At 51.2% G+C, this 16,469-nt stretch carries 16 protein-coding genes; 8 read left to right on the top strand and 8 right to left on the bottom strand.

Annotated elements, in window-relative coordinates; translation table 11 throughout:
• The first annotated feature begins 325 nt into the window (after positions 1–325).
• Complete coding sequence (locus ACTS3T_RS21960) at positions 326–796, top strand: orange carotenoid protein N-terminal domain-containing protein (RefSeq protein WP_377962052.1); 471 nt, start codon at positions 326–328, stop codon at positions 794–796.
• A gap of 225 nt (positions 797–1,021) precedes the next feature.
• Here the strand turns inward: ACTS3T_RS21960 and secA are convergent, their stop codons facing one another.
• Positions 1,022–3,808 carry a preprotein translocase subunit SecA gene (gene secA, locus ACTS3T_RS21955; protein ID WP_377962073.1) on the bottom strand — a complete coding sequence of 929 codons (2,787 nt, stop codon included), beginning with the start codon at positions 3,806–3,808 and terminating at the stop codon, positions 1,022–1,024.
• Positions 3,809–3,982: 174 nt separating this feature from the next.
• Positions 3,983–4,504, bottom strand: coding sequence for a cytochrome C (locus ACTS3T_RS21950; RefSeq protein WP_377962049.1), 522 nt, complete (start codon positions 4,502–4,504; stop codon positions 3,983–3,985).
• 141 nt (positions 4,505–4,645) lie between these two features.
• On the opposite strand from ACTS3T_RS21950, the gene ACTS3T_RS21945 reads away from it, so the two are divergent.
• Positions 4,646–5,125, top strand: coding sequence for a GNAT family N-acetyltransferase (locus tag ACTS3T_RS21945; RefSeq protein WP_377962070.1), 480 nt, complete (start codon positions 4,646–4,648; stop codon positions 5,123–5,125).
• A gap of 19 nt (positions 5,126–5,144) precedes the next feature.
• Here ACTS3T_RS21945 and ACTS3T_RS21940 read toward each other — a convergent pair whose 3' ends face one another.
• The 5 genes from ACTS3T_RS21940 to ACTS3T_RS21920 form a co-directional block, all read right to left on the bottom strand.
• Positions 5,145–5,948, bottom strand: a complete 804-nt coding sequence (locus ACTS3T_RS21940) for a sensor histidine kinase (protein WP_377962046.1) — start codon at positions 5,946–5,948, stop codon at positions 5,145–5,147.
• A 129-nt stretch (positions 5,949–6,077) separates the two neighbouring features.
• The gene (locus tag ACTS3T_RS21935) at positions 6,078–6,719 is read right to left on the bottom strand and encodes an L-threonylcarbamoyladenylate synthase (RefSeq protein WP_377962043.1); all 642 of its coding nucleotides are present in this window, start codon (positions 6,717–6,719) and stop codon (positions 6,078–6,080) included.
• Positions 6,720–6,740: 21 nt separating this feature from the next.
• Positions 6,741–7,277, bottom strand: coding sequence for a CDP-diacylglycerol--glycerol-3-phosphate 3-phosphatidyltransferase (gene pgsA / locus ACTS3T_RS21930; RefSeq protein WP_377962041.1), 537 nt, complete (start codon positions 7,275–7,277; stop codon positions 6,741–6,743).
• Positions 7,278–7,279: 2 nt separating this feature from the next.
• Positions 7,280–8,173, bottom strand: a complete 894-nt coding sequence (cdf31, locus tag ACTS3T_RS21925) for a CDF family zinc efflux transporter Cdf31 (protein ID WP_377962038.1) — start codon at positions 8,171–8,173, stop codon at positions 7,280–7,282.
• A gap of 93 nt (positions 8,174–8,266) precedes the next feature.
• Positions 8,267–10,273, bottom strand: coding sequence for a sensor histidine kinase (locus ACTS3T_RS21920; RefSeq protein ID WP_377962035.1), 2,007 nt, complete (start codon positions 10,271–10,273; stop codon positions 8,267–8,269).
• A 166-nt stretch (positions 10,274–10,439) separates the two neighbouring features.
• Between ACTS3T_RS21920 and ACTS3T_RS21915 the strand changes: the two genes are divergently transcribed.
• From ACTS3T_RS21915 to psb32, 4 genes are all read left to right on the top strand, one after another.
• Entirely contained in the window at positions 10,440–11,138 is a 699-nt protein-coding gene (locus ACTS3T_RS21915; RefSeq protein ID WP_377962032.1) for a RibD family protein, read from the top strand.
• Between the two features lie 25 nt (positions 11,139–11,163).
• Positions 11,164–12,327, top strand: a complete 1,164-nt coding sequence (locus ACTS3T_RS21910; RefSeq protein WP_377962067.1) for a GNAT family N-acetyltransferase — start codon at positions 11,164–11,166, stop codon at positions 12,325–12,327.
• Positions 12,328–12,408: 81 nt separating this feature from the next.
• A complete protein-coding gene (locus ACTS3T_RS21905) occupies positions 12,409–12,825 on the top strand; it encodes a DUF4346 domain-containing protein (protein WP_377962064.1) in 417 nt (138 codons plus the stop codon).
• A gap of 99 nt (positions 12,826–12,924) precedes the next feature.
• Positions 12,925–13,641 (top strand): photosystem II repair protein Psb32, encoded by a 717-nt coding sequence (gene psb32 / locus ACTS3T_RS21900; protein ID WP_377962029.1) that lies wholly within the window; start codon positions 12,925–12,927, stop codon positions 13,639–13,641.
• On the opposite strand, the gene ACTS3T_RS21895 is transcribed toward psb32, so the two are convergent.
• Positions 13,638–14,468, bottom strand: a complete 831-nt coding sequence (locus ACTS3T_RS21895; protein ID WP_377962026.1) for a class I SAM-dependent methyltransferase — start codon at positions 14,466–14,468, stop codon at positions 13,638–13,640. The two genes, psb32 and ACTS3T_RS21895, sit on opposite strands and share 4 nt — an antisense overlap.
• Before the next feature lie 62 nt (positions 14,469–14,530).
• Between ACTS3T_RS21895 and ACTS3T_RS21890 the strand changes: the two genes are divergently transcribed.
• Both ACTS3T_RS21890 and ACTS3T_RS21885 read left to right on the top strand, forming a co-directional pair.
• A complete protein-coding gene (locus ACTS3T_RS21890; protein WP_377962061.1) occupies positions 14,531–15,067 on the top strand; it encodes a pentapeptide repeat-containing protein in 537 nt (178 codons plus the stop codon).
• 10 nt (positions 15,068–15,077) lie between these two features.
• A complete protein-coding gene (locus ACTS3T_RS21885) occupies positions 15,078–16,469 on the top strand; it encodes an IctB family putative bicarbonate transporter (protein WP_377962023.1) in 1,392 nt (463 codons plus the stop codon).

Here is a 16,469-nt window from a genome sequence, read left to right as displayed (position 1 = left end):
ACTACCCACATGACTCTGATACGCTTCAACTTCTCTTTAGAAATCAGCTCTAAGAAACTATTTTGACCGATAACCAAGGCGGTAGACGTGGGCATGCTATGGCAAGTCTCAAGAACGATGCTGCCAAATTCGAAGAAAATTGAAAGATTTCCCACATTTCTAAAAAGTTGGGGATCAATAGAGGTAAGGCGATCCCCAGGTCAGCTAAAGCAATTCGGCGATCGGGATCAAGTTTGGAGTTGAACTTTCAGTAGGCGATCGCCCCCTGAAAGTTTCCAGAGGTGGTGAGGGTTAAGAATATGTCTATAAATACGGGGTTAATAAAATGCTTACGCGTCAAATCAGTCAAGATAGTGTAGTTTCACAAACCGTTGATCAGTTTACCGAGTTACGAGCCGATGAACAGCTTATTATTCTTTGGCGCATTTACGAAATGATGGGAGAAGCCATTCACATGGCGGCTCCAGCGGTGATGTTTTCACAAATGGTACAAAGTCTCTTTGCTCAGTTGTTGCAGCTACAGCGCAAAGAGCAAATAGAAGCCCTGCAGGATATTGCTTCTGGTGAAGAAACCCGTATCAGCGTAGCCTATGGTAATTTGTCTGCACCCCTCAAGCTGGCTTTTTGGTATCGTTTGGCTCAAGCCCACAAGCGGGGACAATTTCCAGCCGTCCCGCAAGCGGAACACCTTTCTTACAAAGCCGAGCGACTTTTAGAAAACTTGCAGCAATTGGGGTTCAACCAAAAAGTCACCTTTTTACAAGCGGCAGTAGAAGAACTCGGCCAGCGCTGGTAGCTTGTTCAAGCAGTGTCAGCAGCGCCTTAACGTGCTATGGCGATCGCCAGATACGGCTCTTGATCCTGATCTAGCTAAAGGCAGAAAGCAGAACGAAAGGTTTTCTGTAAGCAGCTTTCAGCAATTTAAGCGTCTCAACCTAATGGCTACAGATACAAACGAAAACCGCCCAAGATTAAAATTTGGGCGGCTTTTTGTTGAGTTATTTATTGGTAACTTGAGCGGCTAAACGGCTTCAGCGGTTGAGGGGCTGGGCTGGGGCTGGGGCTGAAACTGGAAGAGGGTGTAAACAACGTTCCGGCGGATCCCTGTCATCATGTCAAGAAACAGCTCGTAGCCTTCGCTTTTGTACTCAATTAGCGGGTCTTTTTGACCATACCCCCGCAGACCTACCGACTCTCGCAGGGCGTCCATTTGCTGCAGGTGTTCACGCCAAAGCGTGTCAATCTGCTGCAGAATAAAGAACCGCTCAGCATCGCGCATTAGCCCTGGCTTAATTTGATCGACCTGCGCTTCTTTCAGGTCATAAGCAATCCGAACTTGCTCGTGTAAGAAAGTTTTTACCTCGCTCATTGACAAATCTTCAATGTGCTGAGGCTCTAGGTCAGACAACAGATGAACAAACTCTTTGACCTTATTTACCAGGCTATTGAGATCCCACTCTTCGGCAGGCAGTTCGGGATTAATGTAGGCGTTGACAATATCGTTCATTGTCTGTTCAGCGTAGTTAATCACCAGTTCTTTCAGGTCTTGCCCTTCTAGAACGCGCCGCCGCTCTGCGTAAATAGCCCGACGCTGGTTATTCATCACCTCGTCATATTCAAAAACCTGCTTACGAATGTCGTAGTAATAGGTTTCAACCTTCTTTTGTGCCCCTTCGAGCGAGCGGGTCAACATGCGCGACTCAATGGGCATGTCTTCTTCAACGCGGAAGGCATTCATTAAGCCAGCGACGCGATCGCCACCAAAAATCCGCAGCAGGTTGTCTTGCAAGCTGAGAAAAAATCGGGTGGAACCAGGGTCACCTTGGCGTCCGGCGCGGCCTCGGAGTTGATTGTCAATTCGGCGAGACTCATGGCGTTCAGTACCGATGACGTGCAGCCCGCCTAAGTTAATCACCTCGTTGTGTTCGGCTGAAGTGTGCTGCTCGTATTCTCGATAAATGGCTAGGTACACATCTCGCAGCTTTTGAATGACCGGATCGTCCGTCGGCGCTTTTTCCGCCGCGATCGCCACTTTTTCCTCAGCTTGGAGTTCTTGTAGGCTGCGCTCACCATAAGTCGCAACCGCAAAATCAACGGCTTCTTTGAGCTGCTTTTCAGTTTCTTGGGTTAAATCAGTCGGATAAATCTGCGGTGAAGCTTTCCAGGTTTTGACTTTTTTCCCTGGCATAAAACCTTGAGCTTTGTTGCGCCCTTTGCCGACGGGTACCTGAGTGACGGCAAACTCGTCTTCATCTTCGGGCTGAACAATGCGAGGCATGAAATACTCTCGCAGCTTCAAACGAGCCATATAGTCAGCATTACCGCCCAAAATGATGTCAGTGCCTCGCCCCGCCATATTAGTGGCGATGGTAACGGCTCCTCGCCGACCTGCTTGAGCCACAATTTCTGACTCTCGCTCTACATTTTCGGGCTTGGCGTTGAGCAAATTATGCTCGACATTGCGCTCTGCTAGCAGCGCCGAAAGCAGTTCCGATTTTTCTACGCTGGTGGTACCCACCAAAACTGGACGACCCGTTTCGTGCATTTCTACACATTCTTCGGCGATCGCCCGCCACTTGGCTTCTTCGGTTTTGTAAACCATATCCGAGTAGTTTTGCCGCGCTAGCGAACGGTTCGTCGGAATGACCGTTACCTCTAGGTTGTAGATTTTTTCAAACTCGGCTTCTTCGGTTTTAGCCGTGCCAGTCATGCCCGAAAGTTTAGGATAGAGCAAGAAAAAGTTTTGGTAGGTGATGCTGGCGAGTGTCTGTGTTTCAGGTTGAATCTCAACCCGCTCCTTGGCTTCAATTGCCTGGTGCAAACCATCACTCCAGCGGCGACCGGGCATCACCCGCCCAGTGAACTCATCAACAATAACGATTTCACCATTGCGCACGATGTAGTTAACATCTTTGACAAAAAGTTCTTTAGCCTTAATGGCATTAAAAATATAGTGCGCCCAGGGATCTTTCGGGTCAAACAGATCAGTCACACTCAAAAGCTGCTCTGACTGAATAAAGCCTTCGTCAGTCAGCAAGACGTTGCGTGCCTTTTCATCGACTTCGTAATGTTCTTCTGTTTGGAGGGCGCGAGCTACGTCCGCAGCTTTCATATATTTTTCGCTGGGGCGCTCTACCTGACCCGAAATAATTAGAGGGGTTCGAGCTTCGTCTACCAAAATTGAGTCAACTTCGTCAATAATGCAAAAGTTGAAGTGACGCTGTACGACATCGGCAATCGAGGTAGCCATATTGTCGCGCAGATAGTCAAAGCCGAATTCGCTGTTGGTGCCGTAAGTAATATCACAAGCGTAATTTTTTTTACGCTCTGAAGGAGACATGCCCTGCTGAATCAGACCCACGCTCAGACCTAAAAAGCGGTGTACTTGGCCCATCCACTCCGCGTCACGGCGAGCTAGGTAGTCGTTGACGGTGACGATATGCACGCCTTTACCGCTCAAAGCATTGAGGTAAGACGGCAAAGTCGCCACCAGCGTTTTACCTTCTCCGGTTTTCATCTCGGCAATTTGGCCATCGTGCAGCACCATGCCGCCAATCAGCTGCACATCGAAGTGGCGCATTCCCAAAACGCGCTTACCCGCCTCGCGAACAACCGCGAAGGCCTCGCTTAACAAATCATCTAAAGATTCGCCGTTTTCTAGACGCTGCTTGAACTCTACAGTTTTGCCTGCAAGCGCTTCATCCGAAAGGGCTTGAATTTCTTCTTCCAGCAAGTTGATTTCAACCACATCTGGTTGAAATTTCTTGAGCTTGCGGGCATTGGGATCGCCTAAAAATTTTGTCAGCAGCATGTCAGAAAACGGAAACGGCTTATGTAGAGAAACTTTAATAGAATTTTAAGTCTCACAGGTGCGGTCAACACAGTGGGATTAACCTCACCTATTGTGATAGCTCTAAGGGCTGATAATTAGCCCTTTCATCCTATCACTAGACTCTGTGAGCCAGAGAGTTGTACTGGGCGCTTAGCTGGGGTCACTCACTGAGCGAAAATCAAAATCGGCAGCCTGGGGATGGCAAGCGACACAACTCCTCAACGTGGGCGGTTGGTCAAACGCTATTTGAGGGTGTAAGGCCGTAAAGAAGCGGGAGCTAGAAACTTGGAACGGCAGGTCTTCTCCTTCGTAATAAGGGCGAGAGTAAAACCGGAGATAGCGGGCGATGAGCTGAGCGTCAAATCGGGGAATAGGCGGTAGCTCGGTGCTGTAGTGCCGGACATCGTTGAGTAGCTGATACCAGGTTTGAGTGGGCAAAACAGCCGGGGGAACGGCTAAATGACAGGTACCACAGCTTTCGAGATAGATTTGCTGTGCGACCTCATATTCGGGTCGCAGTGGATCAACGGTACCGCTGCTTTTCGGGGTAATTGCCTGCGCTAGCTGCAGCCCTAACCCCACGGACAAAACCCATGACAATAGAAAAATCAAAGGCGATCGCCGCCCAAACTTGCCCCAACCCTGTTTGCGATACCCCGGTTTTTTTGTCATAGATTGACGACTTTGTCCTCACTTGATGATTTTAATTACCCAAGTTTCGCTTTACAACGATTATCCTAGATAGACGTTTACAGTTTGAAACTTTTCTTGCCACACTAGCGCTTGCCACAGCAAAAACTTAGTGACTCTATGATTGATTGTAGCCACGTTCAGTTTCGCTACGTAGAGGCCCTGACGCCTGAGGTTCTAGAGCAACTGCAGCAGCTATTTCGTTTGGCCGCTTTTTGGGCTTGCGATCGCCAAACTGAAGAGTTAGCCACTGCGATCGCCCACAGTAAACCAGTGGTTACCGTTTGGGACGGCGATCGCCTGATTGGTTTCTCTAGAGCGACCTCAGACGGTGTGTACCGAGCCACCATTTGGGATGTGGTGATCCATCCTGACTATCAGGGGGCTGGATTGGGTCGGAAGCTGGTGCAGACGGTTTTAAGCCATCCCCACATGAGCCGGGTTGAGCGCGTTTATTTGATGACCACCCATCAGCAGCGGTTTTACGAACGTATTGGCTTTGAAACCAACGAAACGACGACGATGGTGCTGTTTAATCAGCCCGTTTCCCCTCCAGTCCGTTTGCAAGAAACCGCTGGGCAACCCGATGGAAATTGGCGGTAAGCAGTTGGCAGACTGGCCTCTACTGAGCTAGGGGCAAATGGCACACCAGCCTAAGATGCGGATGCTCACGGCTAGCGGCTAGCGCTGGCTGCACAGCTAAAGTAGCTGCCATTGCCGCCAGCGTGGATTGAGCAATCAAAATCCGTAAACTGATGGGCAAAACAACTGAGTCTGGGGAAACAAGGGACTCCTCAACCGGAGAAGGGTTTTGTAAATGCTGACTGAGTTGATGCCAATCCGCAGGCGATCGCCCATCTTGTAACCAAATACAGACTTGCCCCAAGTCAGCTAACTCAGCCCCCAGTTGGATAGCCCCTGTCTGGACAGTTTCAACCGAAGATTCAATCAGGCTCACCCAAATCTGAGTGAGCCAACGGCAATCGGCTAATATTTGCAAGCTAGGATCAAACGGCTGAATTTGCAGCTGCATGCCGCGATCGCGTACTTGAAGCTGCACCTGTTGCTGCACTCGCTCAAACAGTTGAGCCACCGGGAAAGCTTCGATCTGAGGCTGCGCACGGCCAATTTCAAGCTTAGAAACTTGAATTAGCTGATCCAAAAGCTGTAGCATTTTCATCGCCCCTTGATAAGACTGAGCGATTAGCTCACGCTCTTCAGCCGGATCATCACAGAGATCGTTGAGAATCAGTTGGTTGAGGCTAATGATATGATTCAGCGGCGATCGCAGCTCATGAGCTGTTCTAGCTAAAAAACCAGCTTTGAAATGTGCAGTTTCTAAAGCCCGCTGATAAGCGCCTTGCAGTTGAGTGAGCGACAAGTCAGCCGCCGCTGACGAATCATCAGAACCAGAGAAGTAAGTCACAAAGGGCAAGAGTTAAAACAACGCAGGCAATCAAATTGTATCTAACCGCTTACGCTTCTAGCCGTCTCTAGCTCAAGCACTTGACCCGCTTTGGGGTTTTGATTTAGCTGCCACCGCTTTAGGGTTTGCCTAGATTGACGACTTTGGGGGCAAGTAAACGCTTCCTTGACGCACCACCTGCCAGCCCGTCTCTTGCCAAATAGCCACGGTAGAAGGCTTGCCAGAGGCTGATGACGACTCGGCTAAGGCAGACTGCCCAATAGCTGATTGAATTTCTGCGTGAGCAGTCGCCGATAGCGTCAAGAGTTGGGGAAAAGCCGCTTCAATCGCTGCCAGGGTTTGCAGGGCGGGCTGGCCGGAGCGATTGACGCTCGTGGTTGCCAGCGGCCCCGTTTGCGCTAACAGGTAGCGAGCCAGCGCGTGGTTAGGCACGCGGATGCCAATCGTCCCCGTTTGCTGAGGATTCATTGCACCTGGAACGCGATCGCTAGCAGGTACTACCAAAGTCAACGCACCCGGCCAAAAGCGCTCAGCCGTCTGCTGCCAGATGGCCTGGGCGGCAGGGGTGCCCTGGGTGTAGGGCAGCAAAGCGGCTAGCGTAGCGCCCATCAGAATTAAGGGCTTACTAAAATCGCGCTGCTTGAGGGCAAAAATACGCTGAGCTTGATCTGGGCGGCCTGCTAAGGCGGGTACCGTATCTGTGGGAAAGCTGGCAAGCTGCTCTCCTGAGCAAATGCCTTGAACAAACTCAGATAAAGACACTTGAGGCATGAAAATTCTGGCTAACGATAGCTAGCTAGCAGACGTTGGAGCAGGCTTAGGCCAGAGATAAATCGCTCCTGAAATCCAGGTTAGCGCCACGGCCACCCAAAAAGCGACTAAAGCAACAATCTGCCCGTTAGCAGGCAAAGGGGCAAGTAAGAGCGCGATCGCGGCAATTTGCACCACCGTTTTGAGCTTGCCCCACTGATTCGCTGCTACAACGCCCTGTTGCTGAAAGGTCGGGTTCACTCGCCAACCAGCGATCGCCAACTCTCGCACCAAGATCAAAAAGACACCCCAAGCCGGAACTTCGCCTAGCTCAATCAGTGCCAGCAATGGGGCTAACGTCAGCAGCTTATCGGCCAAAGGATCTAAAAACTTGCCCAGATCTGTAACCTGGTTGAGCCGACGGGCTAAAAAACCATCGAGCCAATCTGTCCCTGCAGTCACCAAAAAGACGGCTACGCAGATCCAACGATCTGTAGGGGTTAAATCACCGTGCAGGATGTAGAGCAAAATGGGAATGCCCAGTAAGCGTGAAACCGTAATCCAAGTGGGTAAATTCATCACTAATAGCTAATTTCGCCGGAGCGATAGGCAGGCGGCTCAACATGAATCGTGATGCGGGCGGGGCCGTATTCTTCTTCCAGGTGAGCTTCAACCTTTTCAGTAATATTGTGAGCGGTTTCAACATCTTTCGGCTCCACAATAAGATGCATATCAATAAAGACTTGCCGACCCAGCAGCCCCCGCGAAGCAATATTGTGACAGTTGAGCACCCCCGGCACTTGCATCACCTTGGCATGAATGGCTTCCGGCGCGATCGCCATTTCATCAACTAGCCAGGGCAAATTTGCCGATAGCACCACCCAACCGCTGCGTAAAACCAACAGCGCCACCGGAAAGGCCAAAACAATATCTAACCACTGTAACCCTTGCCAAACGCCAATTAGAGCCGCTAGCACCGTGATAGTGATCCAGATGTCGCTCATGGTGTGATGGGCATCGGCCAGCAAAATCTGGCTACCTAGCTGCAGCCCTATCCGCCGTTCATAAAAAGCCACAAAAATATTGACGCCCAGCACAATTAGCATTAGCCAAAGCGCGATCGCCGTTAGGGTAATCGGTTCACCCCCAAACAAAATGCGATCGACGGCTCCTTTTAGAATTTCGAAGCAGGCAATGCCTAAAAAAGCAGCAACGCCCAGCGCTCCCACAGCCTCAAATTTTTGATGGCCATAGGGATGATCGCGATCGGGCTGAGGCGAGGCCAGTTGATTGGTGATCAATCCTAAAACATTGTTGGCGCTATCGGTGACGCTATGTAGCGCATCTGCCAGCAGGCTGAGAGAGCCAGTCCAGACGCCAACGACAGCTTTGATCATTACAACTAGCAAGTTCAAAACTAACGTAATGACCAAAACACGCCTTACCGTTTGGCGGTAATCAGTTCGCTCCGACATGCGCCCTCGTGCTACCCAGTGCCCTTTATGGAATTAGGATAACGTTTGGTCTGTGAGTTTAACTGAAATTTCAGCCGTAAGATTCCTTGACCCCTAGAGCGGCGGGTAAGAACCAACGGTTGTGGCTTCTACTGTTTGGGTCGCTGAAGGCTGAGAATTTTTCAGCGGGTGAGCCGCGTCTGGCTCAACTAGCAAGGGCAGAATAATTTGTACTGTGGTGCCTTTACCGACCCCAGCGCTGACCAGCGTAATTTGGCCGTTCATTAGCTCTACTAAGTTTTTGGAAATTGCTAGACCCAAGCCTGTGCCTTCAAAACGTCGCGTGGTTGAGCCGTCAACCATGACAAAGGGGCGAAACAATTTCTTTTGATTGTTAGGATCAATGCCAATTCCGGTATCTTGCACCCGTATCCTGACGTGGGTGGGGTCAGCTTCTTCAACCGCCATCTCTGCTGGGGGTGAAGCTGAATCAAGGGCGATCGCCGCTGCGGCAATAAAATCCACCTGTAGCGTGATGGTGCCCTCTTCTGTAAACTTGACGGCGTTATAAAGAATATTGAGTAACACCTGCTTGAGCTTGTTGCGATCGCCTTTAATCCAAATTGGCTGAGACAGCGTAGGCGCAATGAGTGATAGCCCTTTTTGCTCAATTTGCAGCGTTTGCAGCGCCAAGGCTTCTTTTAAGATGGCACCCAGTTCGACGGGTTCTAGAGAGAGGGTTAACGTGCCTGACTCAATTTTGGCAATGTCTAAGATGTCGTTGATGATTTTGAGCAGATGAATCGCGGCTTGATCAGCCCGTTCTAAAAATTCCAGCTCTTCGGCGCGATCGTCGCAGCAGCCATCGCGTACCAGCCGAATACAGCCAATAATGGCATTGAGCGGCGTTCGCAGTTCGTGGGAGGTGTTGGCAAGAAATTCGCTTTTGAGCTGATTGGCAAGCTGAGCGTCTTGCCAAGCGTGGTGCAGCTCCTGAGCGCGTTCTTCTAGACGTTTCATCATGCAGGTTAGCACCTGGCTGAGGTGGTCAAGTTCGCGAATTTTGAAGTCTTGCGGCGTTTCGCGAATTTGCGAGTGATCTTGAATCTGCTGGGCATGGCAGCTTAAATGCTCAATTGGTAAAGATAGCCGTCTGGCGACATAGAGCGCTAATAGGGCATTGGCAAAAAGCAGTCCCAAAGTCAGCACCAACAAAATTTGGCGAATATCTCTGAGAGCTTGCAGCGAATGGTCGAGTGGCGTAACTGCGAGTACCGTCCACAAACGGCGATCGCCAGGAGCCACCTCTACTTCTAAACCGCTGTATCCGGCAATCCATTCATCGCTGGCCGGGTCAAAATTAAACAGGTGTAGGGCTTCACTGTTGCCCGCTTGAACATTACCGACAATGCTATTGAGGCGTTCAGCATCTCTGACTTGATCGATATTCTGACCGCGTTGCTGAGCGTCAGGATGCATCAAAATTCTGCCGCTATCATCCACAATCACGGTATAACCCACCAGCGATCGCGGTGCCGCATTTTGCCTTTGCGACAGTCGAGCCTGCAATCTGAGGGTGTAGCGCAACTGACCTGCTGGCGTATAGACAGGGGCAGCCATTCTAACTGTGAGATAAGCCGGGTTAACGCTGGCCTCAGTCGGCTGGTCAACCGTTGGCAGCGCCGTTAGCGAAAAATCGTTGGCCGAGTCAGCTGTAGCGACGGCTGGCCAAACAGGCAAGGCGGCTGCAGGCGGTAAGGGTTCGCAAGTATCGACAACCGCTGCATTGCCTTGGGCAGGCCATAGCTGCACACAGTCAACCCAAAAAGGCAAACGGCGGTCAAGCGCGGCGAGCGCGCGCTGGGCTTCGGCGACGTTGCCCGTTTGCAGCACAGTGGTTTGGGTCAGGGTCAACACAGAAGATCGCAGCGATGCTAGCCCTAACGCCAGGGTGTCAGACTTGCGCATAGCGCTGCTAATCAGATTTTGACGTGCAGTTTCTAGCAAGCTGGTTCTAGCCTTGCGCAGCGTTATATACTGGCCGACGAGCAAGATAGGGACGCTCAGCAGCAATATCTGAAACAGCAGAATCCGTCTAAAAGAGGCAGGACGAGGGTACACAGTCAGGAACAGTGAGGGAATAAGCCGACAAGTTGAGCCACCTAATGTTAGCTTTGGTTCAATTCTGACTCACATTCTTGGTTCGCAGCATCTCTGTAAAGTCAAGGTCAAGAAATCCATAAACTTAGCTAAGAGCTTCATAAAGCCAGCCCCGTAAGCAAAAAACGTGCAGACAACCGTAATTCTGGCTATGAGCGCCGATGGCAAAATTGCTGATACCGCGCGATCGCCCGCCCGTTTTCCCTCCGCCCACGACAAAGCCCATCTCGAAACCGAAGTAGCGGCGATGGATGGCGTTTTGTTTGGGGCGCAAACGCTGCGGGCTTACAAAACCTCTTTGCCGATTAAATCGCCCCAGCTTTTGCAGCAGCGCCAGCAACACGGCCAACCTCCTCAACCTGTCCATATAGTTTGTTCTGGCTCAGGTGATTTAGATTGGCAGTGGCGCTTTTTTCAGCAGCCGTTGCCCCGCTGGCTGTTGACCACCCCCAGCGGTAGCCAAAATTGGGGACAAAAGCCCGGATTTGAACGGCAAATTGTTGTTCCGGCGATCGCGGGTTCGCTTAATTGGGCAATCGTCTTTGAGCAGCTAGAGCAAAGCGGTATTGAAAAGTTAGGCGTTTTAGGCGGCGGTAGCCTGGTAGCCAGCCTGCTCAAAGCTGGCTACGTCAACGAACTCAAGCTGACAATCTGTCCGCTTTTGCTCGGCGGTAGCCAAGCGCCAACACCCGTTGAAGGATCTGGATTTTTAGCCCAACTGGCTCCTCGCCTGCGGCTGATTTCCTGCCAGCCTGTCGCTGATGAGGTTTTTCTGCACTATCGCCTGGAAATATTCCCCGACCCCGGAAAAATTAAACTAGGCTAGAGGGCAATAGCGCTTTCTGATGTCTATGCTGAAATGCTCTGGTGGTTACACCGTTTCTTGGATTCGTAACCTCGCCGAGATTCCGAAGTCTGCCTGGGATGCCTTAGCCCTGCCGCTGACCACTCCCTTTCTAGAGTGGGACTGGTTGCACAACATGGAATCTTCTGGCAGCGCTGTGGCTAAGGCCGGATGGCTGCCCAACCATTTGACTATCTGGCGCGATCGCACCCTGGTAGCCGCTGCGCCACTTTACCTCAAAGGCCATAGCTACGGCGAATTTGTGTTCGACCATCAGTGGGCCGACTTGGCGGCGCGGTTGGGGCTACAATACTACCCCAAACTGCTAGGCATGTCGCCTTTTACCCCTGCTGAGGGGTATCGATTTTTAATGGCCCCCGATGAAGACGAAGATACGCTGACCGCCCTAATGGTCGAGGCTATCGATCAGTTTTGCCAGCGCCACCATATTTCGGGCTGTAACTTTCTCTATGTTGATCCAGACTGGCGATCGCAGATGGAACAGTTAGGGTTTCGTCAATGGCTACACCACAGCTATATCTGGCAAAATCAGGGGTTTCAAAACTTTGGCGACTATTTAGGGGCGTTTAATGCCAACCAGCGACGCAACATTAAGCGGGAACGGCAGTCGGTGGCCAAATCGGGGTTACAAATGCAAGTACACACAGGCGAAGCCATTTCCAAGTCGCTGTGTTCTTTGATGTATCACTTTTATAGCGACACCTGTGACAAGTTTGGCTGGTGGGGTAGCAAGTACCTGACGCGAAAATTTTTTGAACAGCTTCACCCAACCTATCTACACCGGGTTGTGATGGTAGCCGCCTATAGCGAAACAGCCACCAAACCCGTGGGGATGTCGTTTTGCTTAACTAAAGGCGATCGCCTCTATGGTCGCTACTGGGGCGCTTTAGAAGACTACAATCACCTGCATTTTAATGCTTGCTACTACACACCCATCGAATGGGCGATCGCCCAAGGCATTCAAACTTTTGACCCAGGAGCGGGTGGTCGCCACAAAAAGCGACGGGGGTTTCCAGCCGTGCCCAACTACAGCTTGCATCGTTTTTACGACAGTCGATTAAATACCCTATTGAACAACTACATCGACGAGGTTAATCAAATGGAAGCGGCTGAAATTGCCGCCATTAACCAAGACCTGCCGCTAAAGTAAACAGGTGAATAAACAGCCACTAGCAGCGACGAGTTTTTGCTGGCAGGCTAAGATAAGGGATCTAGCCTTTTGCTCATGCCAATGACTGCTGTGACTGAATCCCAATCTCTTTCCACGCCCACAACCCAAGACCTTGATGCCTTAGATAACCAGCTCTCGAAACGCTACATTGAGCTAGATCCAGGCGGTTACTTTCTCATTTATCTCGATCGCGATCAAGGCTTAATCTGCGCCAAGCATTTTACCAACGTGATCAATGACAAAGGGCTAGCTTGTGACCCTGAAACGGGCAAACCCCTCCCTACCCGTGGCAAAGTTGAGCGCAGCCATACCCAGGTATATAGCGCTCGAACGGCCAAAGAGCTTTGCATCAAGCTGTTTGAAAACGCCGACCCGCCCTGTCCAGTCACCTTTTTAGATCATGCGGCTTACCTGGGGCGCGAATTTGTGCGGGCTGAAATTGCCTTGATTAGCGGCCAAGCGTACGTTCAAGATTAAACAACCGACTATTGCCGCTGCCGCTGCGATCCCCCCGTCCCGTATATTAAAGTTAGAGCCGATTATCTCAAAGCACTTTAAAACGGATCTATAAAGACAATGCGGAAGCTCCTCACCTGCCTCACTGCCTGGAAACAGTGGAGTCTAGGGTTGGCGATCGCGGTCTGCGCTTTGCAACTGCTTGCCTTGCCAGCCTATGCAACGGGCGTTTATCAAATGCCCCAGTTGGCTCCCGGACAAAACACTTGGGTTGTGGATGACGCTAACCAAATTAGCCGTCTCAACGAAGGTAAAATTAGCGATCAGCTCCGTCAACTGGCCCAAAGTGGCACTGAGTTACGGCTGGTCACCATTCACCGTCTAGATTATGGTGAAACCCCTCAAAGCTTTGCCGACCAGCTTTTTGCCCAGTGGTTTCCCACACCTGAGGCTCAGGCTAATCAGGCTTTATTGGTTCTAGATGATGTCACCAACGGGGCGGCCTTAAAAGTGGGTGAAGCCGCCGCCCAGCGTCTAACCCCTGATATTGCCGAAAGCGTGGCGCAAGAAACCATTCAAGTGCCGCTGCGGCAAGGCAACAAATACAATCAGGCTTTTTTGGCAGCCACCGATCGCCTGGTAGCGGTTCTCTCTGGCGCAGCCGATCCAGGGCCACCTGTGGATGACGAAAGTTTTGAGCTAGAAAGCACCTTCGCCTCGGCGGAAGAAACAGAGGAAAACCGCTCTAATTCCACGGCCATTGTGGTGGGTTTTTTGATTGCGGCCACCTTAATTCCTATGGCAACCTACTGGTTTTACCAATCAATGGGGGGCTAGCAGTCCGCTTTGTGCAACACCTGCAGCGCCGACAGATAACTGACAGGTAGGCGATCGCCCCAGCTTTTTTCTAGCGCGGCTTTTAGATCGGCAAAAAGCGCTTGCCGTTGCTCGGCAGGCAAAGCAATATAAGGCGACAGCGTACTCAGCAGCAGCAAATAGTCATCAACGCTGTAAAATGCTTGGCAAATTTGCTGCTCAGCTTTGAGATGCTGAAAATAGCCAGAGTGAACCGCCGCTTGACCTAACTGGCGAATGTTTTCAACTCGAGCCTGAAACGACTCTGGGAAAGCTAGCTCTGGGCTGTGGGCTTGATAAATTGGCTGTAACTGTTGCCCAATAGCGGATGGTAGCTGCGGCGGCAGATTCCATAGCAAAATCAGCGCCCCTTGCGCCTTCAGCGCTTGTGCCGACTTGGCATGGCGGATATCGGGCGCAATCCAATGAAAGGCATTGGCTGCCAGCACTGCTTCAAAGCCAGCCGAATCTACTGACCACTCTTCAAAAGTCGTATTCAGCAAACTCACAGCCGGATAAGGGGCACAGTTTTGCTGCGCCAATGCATAGGTTGGCGGACTCGGTTCCAGGCAAACCATGGTCATACCAAGCGCCGCAAAAGCAGTCGTTGCGGTTGCTGGCCCGCAGCCCAACTCTAAAATGCGATCGCCCGCCGATAGCTGCGCCAGCGCCAGAGCTTGTTGAATCAACGCGGGTGGATAGGGCGGTCTGGCTTTGTCATAGGCGGCGGCAACGGCTGCATACCAGGTTTTCTTTTGGTTCAGCGTTTGAGAATAGTAAGCTTTTGGCGATCGCTCAAAGTCTGCCATAGTTTTTTGAGGGGGATGAGGATCTCTCTAGCGATCGCTGATAATAATACCTACTATTGATGATGACACTAGAGAAGCGCATGGGACAGCACTTACAAATAAGACTGCGACAACTGGTGAATCTTTGCCTGGTTGCAGGGCTACTGGCATTTGGCTTCATCAGCAACGTTCAGCCAGCTTTAGCCCAAGACAATATGGTAGACTACACCCTCACTGATCTGAGCTACCGTGACTTTTCTAGCAAAAACTTAGAAGGTACCTCGTTTGCGGGCGCTGAAGTTCGCAAAGCCAACTTTCAGGGCGCTAATCTAAAAGGCACCATTCTTACCAAGGCTTCTTTTTTAGAAACAGATCTAACAGCCGCCGACCTGTCTGGAACTTTTGCCGATCGAGTGGTCTTTGATGGCGCTAACTTTACCAACGCCCTTTTTGTCGATGCGATCGCCACTAGTAGCACCTTCAACCAGGCCATCATTCAGGGAGCTGATTTTTCCAACACCATTTTGGATCGCTACCAGATTGCCCAGATGTGCGACTATGCAGACGGCATTAATCCAGTCACTGGCATTTCAACTCGCGATAGCTTAGGCTGCCGTTAAATTGACAACTATGAGCAATTCAGTCTGGCAACAAGTTACATTTGGCGGTTTGGCGCTGCACCAATGGCGCGAAGTAAGCTATCTCCACCGTTTACTGAATCCTTTTCGGCAATGGCGGCAGGCTAGCTGGCTGCTACAGTGGGCAGACTGGATCGCCCTGCTGCTGGTAGCTTTAATTTTTGCCCTTGCCCCCTACGTTTCTACTACCCTCATTGGCGTCTTGTTGATTGCCTGTAGCAGCTTTTGGCTACTGCTAACCATTTCAGACGAGGCGGGCGACGGGTTAACGCCTATTCACCTGGCGGTGGTTCTGTACTGGGGAGTTATGGTGCTGGCCACTGCGCTTTCCCCCGTGAAAGTCGCCGCGCTTAAAGGCTTGATCAAGCTGACGCTGAATTTGCTGCTCTTTTTGCTGATGGCCCGAACTTTGCGACGTCCGCAGCTTCGAACAGGGCTAATAACGGTTTATCTGCTCTCAGCGCTGATCGTCTCGGTGTATGGATTGCGGCAGTGGTTTTTTGGGGCAGAAGCGCTGGCTACTTGGGTCGATCCCACTTCATCGCTGGCGGGCACCACTCGCGTTTACAGTTACCTGGGTAATCCCAATTTGCTGGCGGCTTATTTGATCCCGGCTGTAATGCTCAGCGCCGCCGCCATCTTTGTTTGGCCACGCTGGCTACCCAAGCTGTTGGCCGGGGTGATGTTAGGGGTCAACACCTGTTGCTTAATTCTCACCTTTAGCCGGGGGGGGTGGATTGGCTTTGTTGGGGCTGGCTTTGTGCTGCTAGTCTTGCTGGTTTACTGGTGGAGTGTCCATTTCAATCCATTTTGGCGACGCTGGGCTTTGCCTGTCTTTATCGGTGGAGCCGCCGCTTTTCTGGTTGTGGCTATTTTGGCGTTGGCACCGTTGCGATCGCGGGTTGCTAGCATTTTTGCCGGACGGCAAGACAGCAGCAATAATTTTCGGCTAAACGTTTGGGCTGCTGTGATTGAGATGATTCGCGATCGCCCCGTCTTGGGTATTGGCCCAGGCAACGATGCCTTTAACCAGATTTATCCCCTTTATCAGCGCCCTCGCTATACCGCCCTCAGCGCCTACTCTATTTTTCTGGAGACGGCTGTAGAAGCTGGCTTGGTAGGGTTTTGTGCTTTTCTCTGGCTGCTGATTGTTGCTTTCACCCAAGGTTTAACCCAACTACGGCGATTACGACAACTAGCCGATGTCCAAGCCTATTGGCTGATGGCGGCGATCGCGACTCAAGTTGGTTTGCTGATGCATGGCTTGGTTGATACCGTCTGGTATCGCCCCCAGGTCAGCACCCTCTGGTGGCTGATGATGGCCTTAGTCGCTAGCTACTACGTAGCCAGCTCACCCAAAACCTGGAGAATCAATCCCCAATAG

It is taken from the genome of Almyronema sp. (assembly GCF_052168255.1).
Lineage (GTDB): Bacteria > Cyanobacteriota > Cyanobacteriia > Phormidesmidales > Phormidesmidaceae > Sphaerothrix > Sphaerothrix epifaneia.
Note: the sequence above shows the minus strand (reverse complement) of the source record. Positions and strands in the feature narration are given on the sequence as shown.

Coding starts and splice junctions, on each gene's coding strand:
- ACTS3T_RS21885 (WP_377962023.1), top strand. CDS start 15,078: ATGAGCAATTCAGTCTGGCAACAAGTTACATTTGGCGGTTTGGCGCTG.
- psb32 (WP_377962029.1), top strand. CDS start 12,925: ATGCGGAAGCTCCTCACCTGCCTCACTGCCTGGAAACAGTGGAGTCTA.
- pgsA (WP_377962041.1), bottom strand. CDS start 7,277: ATGAATTTACCCACTTGGATTACGGTTTCACGCTTACTGGGCATTCCC.
- ACTS3T_RS21935 (WP_377962043.1), bottom strand. CDS start 6,719: ATGCCTCAAGTGTCTTTATCTGAGTTTGTTCAAGGCATTTGCTCAGGA.
- ACTS3T_RS21910 (WP_377962067.1), top strand. CDS start 11,164: ATGCTGAAATGCTCTGGTGGTTACACCGTTTCTTGGATTCGTAACCTC.
- ACTS3T_RS21905 (WP_377962064.1), top strand. CDS start 12,409: ATGACTGCTGTGACTGAATCCCAATCTCTTTCCACGCCCACAACCCAA.
- ACTS3T_RS21960 (WP_377962052.1), top strand. CDS start 326: ATGCTTACGCGTCAAATCAGTCAAGATAGTGTAGTTTCACAAACCGTT.
- ACTS3T_RS21950 (WP_377962049.1), bottom strand. CDS start 4,504: ATGACAAAAAAACCGGGGTATCGCAAACAGGGTTGGGGCAAGTTTGGG.
- cdf31 (WP_377962038.1), bottom strand. CDS start 8,173: ATGTCGGAGCGAACTGATTACCGCCAAACGGTAAGGCGTGTTTTGGTC.
- ACTS3T_RS21890 (WP_377962061.1), top strand. CDS start 14,531: ATGACACTAGAGAAGCGCATGGGACAGCACTTACAAATAAGACTGCGA.
- ACTS3T_RS21895 (WP_377962026.1), bottom strand. CDS start 14,468: ATGGCAGACTTTGAGCGATCGCCAAAAGCTTACTATTCTCAAACGCTG.